11 protein-coding genes are annotated in these 10,063 nt (G+C 61.8%); 1 reads left to right on the plus strand and 10 read right to left on the minus strand.

What is annotated here, in order from left to right; all coding sequences use genetic code 11:
* The first annotated feature begins 315 nt into the window (after nucleotides 1-315).
* Entirely contained in the window at nucleotides 316-1,506 is a 1,191-nt protein-coding gene (locus ACIQ7H_RS17640) for a DNA-binding protein (RefSeq protein ID WP_395793937.1), read from the plus strand.
* Nucleotides 1,507-1,847: 341 nt separating this feature from the next.
* Here ACIQ7H_RS17640 and ACIQ7H_RS17645 read toward each other — a convergent pair whose 3' ends face one another.
* The 10 genes from ACIQ7H_RS17645 to ACIQ7H_RS17690 form a co-directional block, all read right to left on the minus strand.
* Complete coding sequence (locus tag ACIQ7H_RS17645) at nucleotides 1,848-2,429, minus strand: DUF5675 family protein (RefSeq protein WP_395793939.1); 582 nt, start codon at nucleotides 2,427-2,429, stop codon at nucleotides 1,848-1,850.
* Between the two features lie 434 nt (nucleotides 2,430-2,863).
* On the minus strand, nucleotides 2,864-4,555 hold the full coding sequence (locus tag ACIQ7H_RS17650; protein ID WP_395793941.1) for a MotA/TolQ/ExbB proton channel family protein: 1,692 nt from the start codon (nucleotides 4,553-4,555) through the stop codon (nucleotides 2,864-2,866).
* Nucleotides 4,552-5,448, minus strand: a complete 897-nt coding sequence (locus ACIQ7H_RS17655; RefSeq protein ID WP_395793943.1) for a hypothetical protein — start codon at nucleotides 5,446-5,448, stop codon at nucleotides 4,552-4,554. The genes ACIQ7H_RS17650 and ACIQ7H_RS17655 overlap by 4 nt, the downstream gene beginning before the upstream one ends.
* Nucleotides 5,442-5,828 (minus strand): hypothetical protein, encoded by a 387-nt coding sequence (locus ACIQ7H_RS17660; RefSeq protein ID WP_395793945.1) that lies wholly within the window; start codon nucleotides 5,826-5,828, stop codon nucleotides 5,442-5,444. Before ACIQ7H_RS17660 ends, ACIQ7H_RS17655 begins: the two co-directional genes overlap by 7 nt.
* A 19-nt stretch (nucleotides 5,829-5,847) precedes the next feature.
* A complete protein-coding gene (locus ACIQ7H_RS17665; protein WP_395793947.1) occupies nucleotides 5,848-6,423 on the minus strand; it encodes a hypothetical protein in 576 nt (191 codons plus the stop codon).
* Between the two features lie 3 nt (nucleotides 6,424-6,426).
* Nucleotides 6,427-7,365: a hypothetical protein gene (locus tag ACIQ7H_RS17670; RefSeq protein WP_395793949.1), complete on the minus strand. Its 939-nt coding sequence runs from the start codon at nucleotides 7,363-7,365 to the stop codon at nucleotides 6,427-6,429.
* 101 nt (nucleotides 7,366-7,466) lie between these two features.
* Complete coding sequence (locus ACIQ7H_RS17675) at nucleotides 7,467-7,868, minus strand: hypothetical protein (RefSeq protein ID WP_395793951.1); 402 nt, start codon at nucleotides 7,866-7,868, stop codon at nucleotides 7,467-7,469.
* A 1,003-nt stretch (nucleotides 7,869-8,871) separates the two neighbouring features.
* Nucleotides 8,872-9,189, minus strand: coding sequence for an H-NS family nucleoid-associated regulatory protein (locus ACIQ7H_RS17680; RefSeq protein WP_395793953.1), 318 nt, complete (start codon nucleotides 9,187-9,189; stop codon nucleotides 8,872-8,874).
* Nucleotides 9,190-9,393: 204 nt separating this feature from the next.
* Nucleotides 9,394-9,870, minus strand: a complete 477-nt coding sequence (locus ACIQ7H_RS17685; protein WP_395793955.1) for a thermonuclease family protein — start codon at nucleotides 9,868-9,870, stop codon at nucleotides 9,394-9,396.
* A 25-nt stretch (nucleotides 9,871-9,895) separates the two neighbouring features.
* The gene (locus ACIQ7H_RS17690) at nucleotides 9,896-10,060 is read right to left on the minus strand and encodes a Cro/CI family transcriptional regulator (RefSeq protein ID WP_395793957.1); all 165 of its coding nucleotides are present in this window, start codon (nucleotides 10,058-10,060) and stop codon (nucleotides 9,896-9,898) included.
* Between the last annotated feature and the right edge of the window lie 3 nt (nucleotides 10,061-10,063).

A 10,063-nucleotide genomic window follows, 5' to 3' on the forward strand; every position in this document is an offset into this window, starting at 1 on the left:
CAGTGCCGGCGCGCTCTGACCACGAAAGCTGAGCGCGCGCGAACCTGCGCTTTTGACGGCGGCTCGCCCGTGAGTTTCCGGAAGAGAAAGTGCTTGCGGTTCAATCAGTCGCGCGAACTTCTGCCTCGGGTCACGAACCCCAAGCGCGTGACCTTCCCTCCCCTTGACGACATGCGTACCGCTGTCACGGTCGGTATGTCCTGTACCGTGAGAGATAGCATGTACATAACGAATATCTTGTAATTTTCCTGCGAGCGCGCGCGTTCATTAAAGGGGTATAGTGCGAAGGACGCCAACACGCAGCAGGCCACAACCATGTCCGAAACGCCCGTCAACGACAGCGGCACGCCACTTGCCGACGGCGACCTGGTCTTCCAGCGCCGGATCGAGGAAGTCCGGAAGGTCTGGCTTGTGCAGACAGCGGGGCGCATCAAGAGGCCGATCAGCGTCGATGACGTCCGCGAGATCGCGCTGTTGCTGGCCGGACACGGGTTGCCGCCGAGCGTGCGCGCGATCCGCCAAGTGTTCGGCGGTGGCAGCCCCAACGTAATCACGCCGCACCTGCGCCAGCTCTGGCTCAACCGCAGCCTGCAGCGAGGCCTAGCCAGCCGCGAGGACGGCGCCAAGTTGCCGCAGCGCCTCCTAGACCTGTGGGATGTCCTGCTGGAAGAAGCCCGGGTGGCGGCTCGCGCGAGCTTCAGCTCGGTTGCAGATCAGCAGGCAGTCACCCGTGCTCAGCTGGACGCCCTGCGGCAGGACCTGGAGACCCGCGAGCAAGTCCTTGGGGAGCGCGTGGCAGGCATGGAGGCCGAGGTCGCCAGCGCCAAGCTGTCGGCGCAGGATCTGCGAGGCACCCTCGCGGAGCGCACCAAAGAGCGCGACCAGGCGCTCGCCGAGGCACAAGCCCAGCACAAGCGCGTCGAAGAAGCACTGGCGGCCGCCGCCGACGCTAGGCACGCCTTGGCGGTGTCTCAGGGTGAGCTGGCAGCGGCAAGCGCGCACGCCGCCGCAGAGGCGAAGAAGAACGAACTGGAAGCTGAGCGCTACCGCCAGCTGCAAGCGCAACTGGCAGACGCCCTCAAGCGGGGCGAAGGCCTCGTGCTGGAGCGAGCGACTCTCGAGATCGATCTCAACACCGCACGCGCAGACGCCACGGCGTCGCGGGAGCGCCAGGTCGAAGCCGCCCAAGCATCAAAGGATGTCGCAGAGAAGCTCCAGCGGACTGAAGCGGAGCTGGCAGCGATCCGCGAAAAGCTCGAAGCACTGCGCGCAGACTTCGACCGGCGCGGCAGCGACCTGCTTCAGCACCAAAAGACCGTGGCGACCCTCACGGCGGAAGCCAAGCTGCGCGAGAAGCTCGAAGTGGACCTCAACCGCGCGAGAGACGACCTGCGCGCCGTCATCCACGAGCGCGACAACCTCCTTCGCACCCCCCCTGCTCTGATCGGGCAGCTGCAACGCATCCACGAAACCCTTGAAAAGTTGCTGCCCAGAACTCCTCACTGACCTTGGCAGCCGATCACATTTCCTCTGGGGACGCTGTCGTGACCAGAGATGAGGCCAAGGTCGAAGCGCGGGCGGCTGCGGCCGCGACATGGGTAGTGGGGCTCACTGCTGAGCATCAACGTCAGCTGCAGGACGCGCTGAATGCTCCGATCGCTCAATCCATGGCGAGTGCCTGCGTACCGACAACTTGGTACCGCCAAATCTGCATCGCCGGCAACTTGGTGTCCTCGACTCTGCGGGACCGGCAAGGTGGCCTTCTCAACTATGCAGGTTTGGCCGATCAACTCTGCAGGACTGTGACACAAAACTCTGCAGTGCCCAAGTGCGTCCGCAGTGGTCGCCTACAACGAGTCGGGCCACTCCACGATGCGCACGACGACGCGATCATCGGATTTCACGAGGGTCTTCTCCACATAGATGCGGACCGCAGCCACCGCCTCATCGGGACTGTCCGCTGCGTCCTCTTCCATACAGACCAAGGGCCTGCTTGGAGCGCTGCCGGTCAGGATCACACAACCCTTGGACCAGGACTGGTCCTCACCATAGTGGAACTGGATGGCGCTCCGCTCTACGCCGCTCCTGTGCGCCATGTCGAGTTCCAGGCGCCAGGCGCGATGCGGCTTTCCCTTCATCCAGTTCTTAGTCTCATCAGTCCGCACTTTGGCCGTGTAGGTTCCAGCGGGGATCGCCGACGCGCCTTGCGCGTTGTCCTCGTACGGCAGCTCCTGCACGCGCGTCAGCAGGGTCAATCCGAGCGTCGAACCGACTGCTTCGAGACTGGTGCCCATAGGCACCGTAAATAGGCGCCCATGAAACACGGCGTCATCGCATGAGGTGTCCGACTTGGCGTTTCGCACCAGCAGGAGTTGAACGTCCGACGCGCTCGCAGACCAGCAGGCGGTTGCCAGCAGCAAGGCAATCAATCGACGAGTCACATGAACCTCCTGGGCTGGACTAGGAAGGGGCGCTATTCTTGGGAGTCTACGCCGCATACCACCGGGAGTTGACCAAGGAATCCAAGTTTGGCTCACAACAGTAGCGGGGTCACGCCCCAACAGTGGCTGCTTGATAAAGCTGCGTCGGCTCTCAAGGTGCCCATTTAGGGTATGTCGTAGGCCTGCAAAAATCGGCCTTCACTGCGACTGGAAACTTCACAGAAAGAGTAGAAGGTAGAAGGCCTGTCTGCCATACGGCCCGCCGACGCGCTCACCCGTAGTCACGCAGCATTTCGCTTCAATCGTGGACATGACGCGGAAAAGCGACCTTAGGCCGAGGTGCAGCTGCGTAGTTCCTGCGAACCCGGACTGTCCACTGACGCGAAGCGTGTGAATCGGTTGGTAGGCCGACGCTCTAGGGCCTACGGCTCCAAAGCTGGCGCGGTCTGCTCTGACACCGAATCCTGAAAAAGCTGCAGCACGTCCGATACATTGACGCCGTAGCGCGCCATCAACAAGGTACCTGCCGCGACCAAGACCGCTGCCATCAGCAATCGCACTAACCAACCCGTGGGGCGTCGCGTGGTGTCCGCGTCAGCCACGGAGCTCGAACGAAGCGCCCACTGCCCGCGACTGCGCGGCGGCGGGTGGTACACCGGCGCCGGCACCTTGGCCGCTTTGACCAACTCCTTGAGATCGCCGTCCGCCATCGACCGATGAACATCATGGCGCACGCGTTCGATGTTCGATTCAGTGACCTGGCCCAAGAAGTAAAGCAACGCAAGCGCCAGAAGAGATGCAATCAATCCCACCATTGTAGTGTCGAATGCCACCACGACATGATCGCCGAGGACCGCTCGCGCATAGGCCTGCAGGGCAGGGTCGCCGCTTTGCGCGATGCTGGTCAGACGCATCGCGTGCCCCATGCCGACCACAGTCCCGAGAAACCCGAAGGTCGGTATTGCGTAAACCAAGTAGCGGGCAAGTCCGCCGGCGATCTCGGCCTTGCGCTGAAAGGTCTCGATGGTGCGGTCCACTGCCTCGTACGGGTTGTGCCCGGAGTGCATTGCAACGATGGCGGCTCCGTGAGCCGCTAGGTAGGGTGAGGCGTCGCACACTTCTTGCCCAGTAATCTCGTAGTTCCTTGCTGGCTCGCGGAGAAACCCATTCCACTGATTGTAGGCCTCCTCTGGCGTCTTCGCAGAATGCCAGGGTAGACGCACCTCACCTTCCACGCGCATCTCCAGCGACTCAACGTGACTCACTCGCATCGCATTGGCATGACGACCGGCCATTACAATCAACAACACGGCGGCCATGATGGAAAGCACCTGGAACGGCCCATTCAGCTTGCGTAGAACGATGAAGCCAGGGCTCTCTAGCTCGGCCGCATAGTGACGCTCGAACTGGTTCGTTCGGCGGCATAGGGCGCGCTCCTCTGCCCTGCGTCGCTGCGAAGTCGTACATTGGATGAGTTCGAGATCAGATGTGACGAACGACTCGTACGCGCGGGCAACGGCTTGTACGGGAAGTTCCATCTCCGGGGTGAGCACCCCCATTAGATTTCGTTTCAAGTGCAAGACATCGAAACGGCACTCACCAGCGTGCGACGCCCCGCACCGCAGCTCATTCGTACACACAGGCGATGGCGTGATCACGGCTTCGAGGGCATGTTCTCCTTTAGCCTGCAGGCGGAGCGTCGCACGCTCATGAATCTCGCAGTTGCGCTTCAGTCCTGACGGGGCCATCGTGGTGTCTGCAGTTGACGCTACGGCCGGGGCAGACTCGGTCTCATCGGCGTCACTTTCCGTCAGTGACGCATCTTCAACTAGCGGGGGCAGAGTCGCCGCCACGAGAGCAATCCGCGCCACGGGGTCGTCTTGCGTCCAGACCACAGCGTAGACGATCCAGTACAGCGTCGCCGTAAGAAGAACTGCCCCCAGGAGATTGGAGAGTGTGGCAGAGAGCAAAGACAAACGGCTCGACGGATTGCTGTTCGCGAGTACCTTTGCAGCAGCAGCAAAGCGCCCTCGGATTTCCCACATCATCGCGGATTTTCCGGTCTCCGCGTCCCGCGGTGTCTCTTGAGCTTCACCCTCTTCGCTCTTGGTCATGGCGTCGCCCTTGTGCAGTGCATGAACACGTCGCCCCCTTGTGGCAGTCCCATTGTCGCAAGACGTTTGCGCAGATGCGTTCCATTCACGACACACGACGCGTAGAGCAGTTCCGCGGCGTGCGCGTCGACCAGAGTCCGCGCGCCGGTGCTCTCTACCTGCTCCGCAGCCACGACCAAACGGCTAAGGGCAGCTATGTCCGGCAAGACTCGGGACACCGGGCGTTGTCCCATCCGCAACGTATGCAATCGGGGCGGAATCTCGGTCGTAACGACAAACAACGGCTTGCCTGGCTCGTCTTCGCGACGAACTAACGCGAGGACCTCGTCCGAAGTGATCAGCCCGGCCGACATCAGGTCGGCGGTTGCCGCCGCCAGCTGCTTGGCGTTTCCTCCGACATACCGGACGCGCATCGTCTGGTCCGTGGTCGTCGATGCCGATGCCGCGCCGAGGTCGCCGACGACGACCGCATACTGGGACGTGAGGTACCCAGCTGCGACGCTTTCGTTGCCCAGCGCAGCCACAGCACGCCCAAGTGCGAGAATTGCGGAATCGGGTTGTTCTCGCGGCGTCGAGAACCGCTGATCTTCGACCTGATTCCTGTGCGGATCGACCCGAGTCGTACTCGCCACGAAGACTGTTGGATCGCGATCGATGACCACGCGTCGACCATTGCCGGCGGTGTCAATCAGCTCGATGGGGTCGGCCGTCGCTCCTTGCGGGTATACCACAGCAATTCGATCGCCGCGGCAGAACGCTGTGAGCGAGAACACCACGTGCGTGTCCACCTGCGCTCCCAATACTTTCGGAACATCGCGCAGTTCCATGCAAAGGGTCTCGGCTGCCGCGCTCGGCAGCGCCACCGCCACCCAGAGCGCCGCCACGCTCAGCAAGAGATGGTCCTCCGGAAGTGGGTGGACGCGTCGAGCGTGTGCTTACTGACTCCGCATGCTCCACCCTCGAGTTGGACTTCCACGGTGGAAGCATGCGACCCCGGATCGGCAATGAGCTGCACCTTCAGCAATGCCTCGCCAGGACGCGGGAAGAATGCTAGCGACTCATCCGCCAGTCGACGGATGCCGGCCACGTCGGCCCACGAGTGAATCGTGCGATGCGCCGTCGTGACGCGGATATGCAGGAGCGCTGGCCGTCCCGTGCGAATGAGAACGCCCTCGGTGGGTGGAACCGACCCCATATCGATGCCGGGCGATTCCAGCATGTAGAAGACGCACGCCATGATGAACATACAGGTGAAAAGGTCAACGACCGCCAACCCAAACACCTCAGGGCCCTCACGGTGTGCCATGAGTGAACGCCTTGCAGTTCGCCCCGTATTCGTCGCACCTCTCCAGCACGACAGATCCGCCAGGGATATAGGTCATCCGCATCTTGAAGGCGCCGATGCCACTCGTACGAAAGTCGTCGATCGCGATGACATGGCCATTCGCAGTCGCCACCCCGAGGCTAATGAAGTGCTCGGGGAACGAGCAGTGTGTGTGGTCGGTTTCGATGGAGAAGCCACGAGTAATTCCAGTGCCGACCGCGGTAAGCAGCCGCCCCGCTGGCGTCAGCGTCACGTCGCGCCGCACCACGAGCGATTGCCCCGCGGGGCCTTCCCAGTCTGTTCGACCACACTCGCTCTGCGGTTGATCCATCTTGCACGGCAGGCCCAGGTAGGTGACCGTGGCTTCCGTGAAGTGGCCCTCGCCGTCATACTGGCCGATACTGACGAACACGGAGTCTGTCGAGAGCGGCGCCGTACCCGCGCCGCTGCCCATCGCCGTTACCCATATCACTAACATGGCCAGCAGCGCGCACGAGAACAGATCGACAACCGACGCGTTGAAGGCGCTGACGGCACCGCGCATTGGCTACTCCTTCGCGCTGGCACCGCAAGAAGCACCCGAGGCTCGCATTGACTTATAATTCGTGGCCCGGACGACCGATCCCTCGCTCAGCGTGTACTCGTCAAAGCCGCCGTATTCGCCGGCAGCGTTGCGCTGCTGATCGCCGCAATACTTTAAGACGAGTGTTCCATTCCTGGATGGAGTGATTGTGTCACGGTTTTGATCAAGGGTGATCTGTGCACCACTCGCTCCCACCACATTCCCCAAGTTGAACTGTCGCACCTTGCCGTCCGGGAAAGTGATGATGAACACCTGGCCTTCCTGACGTGCGGTATACCCCTCCCCCAGATCATCGCACCAGCCACACCGCGTAGTGGGAGTTGGATCGGGATCCTGCGTTGAAACGGGCGTCGGAGCTCGATTCGGATTCGGAGGATTGTCGCCGCCACCATCGCCGCCTTCCATGGCACCGGCCGCCATCATGAGCAGCGCTGCCGTCTGGAAGTCACCCGATGCCATGAATGCAATTGCGGCCAGGCGCAGCAGCAACGCCAGCTTCTTGCGGTCGCGATCGACATCTTTCTCACAAGACTCGCGTTCCGCGGCGGGCTTGTCATTGCACGCGAACTCGGGAGTGCACTCGCCAATCACGCGCTGCAGGAGGTCGAGTTCCGGCGGAGTCAAGGATGCCCGTTTCGTAGGATCGGTGAGCTTCTCTCTCGCCTCGTCAAACCCTATCCCTGCAGCACATATACCCAGCGGACTCTGAGGCGTCAGGACATCTTTGACGGTGGCCTCGACGGCCTCGGACGCGTCCGGCGAGCTCGTTGTGACCGCCACCATCAGCCCGTTGAGCAGCGCCCGGATCTCTTCGTCGCGCTTCGTCTGGGTGACGCCGAGTGCGCGATCGCGTTCTTCAATCCGAGTGTGCAGGGTCGCGATGTCGGCCTTGAGTTGCCGCAACTCTCGCTGCAGCGGCGTGTCCGGAGCCGCTGGCGACTGCGCCGAAACGATACCTGCAATTGCAAAACACGCGCTCGCGACTAGTCGGACTGTCCACCTATTCATCTCGCCTCCGTTGGGTTCGGATAGATTTCCGCGTAGCACTCCTTTACCGCCGCTTGGGCTTCTGCCACCTTTTGCTGCTCTACAGCGACCCGTTGCTGCTCATTGACGATAGCGGTCGTGCAGTTCGCGATGTCGCGTAGACTCGCGTCGATATCGATGAGCCGAAAATGCTCATTGCGCCGGTTGACTGCATCCGCGAGGCCCGGGGTTTTCGCACCGAGCCAGCCAGGCTCCAACATGTCGCCGACGTCGACCGTGAAGCCCGCAATGGGTCGGCCTGCCAGCCCGGCGGGGTACGCGATCCACGCGCCAATCGCGAAGCCGACTACGGCCAGCGGCAGTGATCGCCAGAGGTACGCTAGCCCCTGTAGTGACCAGTGACGATGCACGACGATCATCCCCCTCCCCTATGCATGCTTCCCGCACGCAATTCGCACGATAGCAATTCGTGCCCGAGTTGTGTACCACACTTTCGCGGAGGACGGTAGGTGAAATGTTCCTATCCTCCCGTATGATGCTACGTTGGTCTGCAGGCTTTGAGCACGGCGGCGAGCAGGATTACCGCAGGGGGTCACATCACGGGCGGCACCTCTCAGCCACTGACTTCGCGGTTGTGGGCCGTCGGGTGGATCAGCCCAGAGTAGAAAACAAGGATCATCGCTGCAAGCTAATCGTCATCTGCATACAGAAGGGCAGTCGGGGCCTATAGTGCCTCCGCCAGCTTGGCTGGCCGACGAAGGATCGATCCCTGCCTTGATCCCCTTCTCCCGCCCGAATAACCCCCGGATCTCCCGCAACTGTCGAAGTTCCGCAAGCATGGGGTTTACGACCTGCTTGAGCTTCGATTGCATTCCGGCGACCTCCTGTTGCGAGGTCCCTGAGGTTCTTTGTCATATCCTCAGCCGCATACTAAAACGACATCTAGGGCAGGCATCAAATAGGAATTTTCCTACACGACGACGAGCACGGGGCTGACTGCGCCGATACATCGACGAGGTCATGCTCGGTCCATGACTTCGCCACGCAGCCAGCCAATCACGCTCCAAGTTTTCGCTTGCGTATCGTACTGAACCAGTCATCGGGCCGCGGATCAAGGTGTGCAGGCAGCCTTTCAGAGAGGCTTCGGGATGTTGCCTTGCCCACATACCGTACGGTCGACTGTTCATCGTGGACCACATAGACACCGTGCGGCCGCATATCAAGCCGCGCGAGGTCCGCGATCGTCACCGCGCCGAACGCCGGGAATTCCCATGCGCCAAGCTCTGAGAGGATGGTATCCGCGTCTATCAATTCGACTGGGACACGAAGAGCCAGCAGTGGTTGGTTTCTTGACATCCAAAGAGCAGTTTTCACCAATGTTCGCCCCTAACGCCGGGAAGTCCCGGCGCTGGACGCATCTACTTATCCGACAAGCAACGACGCCTCGCTCGCACCGGCAGCCAGGGCATTCTTGAACCAGTTTGGGCGCTTGCCGCGGCCAGTCCATGTCTGAGACGGATCGGCCGGGTTGGCGTATTTCGCGGAAACACTTCCCTTGCTGCCCTTCGCGCCCTTCCCGAAAAGCTCATCGATGGTATAGCCCTCTTCCTTGGCCAGCTGGATGAGCTTCTTCCGAACATCGCTGATGCGCTGCTTGTGGAGGTTGCGCTTCGCCTCGGAAGCCCTCGCAATCAGTTCATCGAGCTGCTGGGGGGTGAGATTCGAAATATCGATCGCCATGGGTAGATCCTGTGAGACTGGACGGAGGTGAAGCCGCTTGCTTCACCCACACAATCATATCAGTGCAGCCATCTTCAATTCGGCGCGACATACCCCATCGCCTGTCGCGTGACCCACTGCCCCAGCAACCTTGCCTGTTGGTCCACCAAACTCGGCAAGGAGCCGAATAGAGATCAGAGCCGAAGCCGTGGGACCGTGTCGAGGCTACTGCCGCCCTCGTCGCCTCCACTCCCACGGCGGATCAAACTGGACACCGTCGGCCCATACACCCCGGCCCGCCGAGCGAGCCGCCTCTTCGTCGGCCACATATCGCCAGCTGAAGTCGCGGTAGGCCAGCGCCAGTCCTTCTGCGACGAGCGCACCATTCAAGTCGACCTCGCCGTCGTAGCAGATGGCTACGACTCGCTCATAGAGATCAATTTCATGGGGCTCGCAGCGGACGGTGCGGCCGCCTATCAGCGCGTCGAGCCGCTGCGCGGCCGTTTGCCCACACCGCCAAGGCCGGCCGTCACGCGTGCAGGCCTGGCGCGCCTCCGGCGCATCGATGCCGAAGAGGCGAATACGTTCGCCGTGGATCTCGAGGCTGTCTCCATCCACCACCGAGGCCTGGCCAACAATGTCATGCTGCACTGAAACACACCCAGGCAGCGTCAGGCACCCAAGCGCAATCAGCGCGGCCACATATCTGCAAGCGAACCCCATCATCTCAGCCCTCGCGCGGCGCATGGAACAAGCCGTCCGACTTTACCTGCGCTTCGAACGAACGAGCGTGCGGCAGGTGGGCGCCCCAAGCCTTTGCCGTGCTCACCGTGACCCCGAAGGTCGAGGCGACGCCCTCCCAGCCGCCGAAGTGCTGGACCAGCGCTTCCATGGC

Source organism: Aquimonas sp. (assembly GCF_044377145.1).
GTDB lineage: Bacteria > Pseudomonadota > Gammaproteobacteria > Xanthomonadales > Xanthomonadaceae > Aquimonas.